The organism is Campylobacter concisus (genome assembly GCF_002914195.1).
Classification (GTDB): domain Bacteria; phylum Campylobacterota; class Campylobacteria; order Campylobacterales; family Campylobacteraceae; genus Campylobacter_A; species Campylobacter_A concisus_M.
Map to the genome: position 1 here is coordinate 1 of NZ_PPAU01000003.1, position 476 is coordinate 476.

1 protein-coding gene is annotated in these 476 nt (G+C 43.3%); it reads right to left on the reverse strand.

The annotated features are described in order from the left end of the window. Nucleotides 1–147: 147 nt before the first annotated feature. The gene (locus tag CYP28_RS00020) at nt 148–474 is read right to left on the reverse strand and encodes a transcriptional repressor (protein WP_103592646.1); all 327 of its coding nucleotides are present in this window, start codon (nt 472–474) and stop codon (nt 148–150) included. Nucleotides 475–476 lie beyond the last annotated feature (2 nt).

The following is a 476-nucleotide window of genomic DNA, read 5'->3' on the forward strand; positions in this document are numbered from 1 at the left end:
CACGCAGACTGAGGGCAAGGCGACATCTTGTAGATATTTTGAGTTTAAAAAAGATGGCGAGCTAATAGCAACTGGCAAGACAGAGTTTGTCTATATCGATCTAAAGACAAACCGCCCAACAGCTATCCCAGCGCAGATCATCGCGCTTTACTCGTGACCGCACTCGTCGCAAACGCCCTTTCTCACGGCGATTTTTATATTTTTAGCGATGCTTAGGTGTGGCCTGTCGATGTTTGTCATCTTGTGGCAGACGTCCCAGATGAAGTAGGCTTTGGCTTCATTTGCTAGCTCGTAGTAGCTCTTGTGGTTGTTTTCGGTTTTTATCACGAGATTTTCTTTTTCAAAAATTTCCATACTTCTATAAAAGGTCGTCTTGTTTGCGTCAAGGCTCTCTAAAATTTCATCGTAGCTTAGCGGTGTTTTGGCGTTTTGTAAAATTTCAACAAGCTTTATGCGAAGCGTCGTAGCCTTGATAT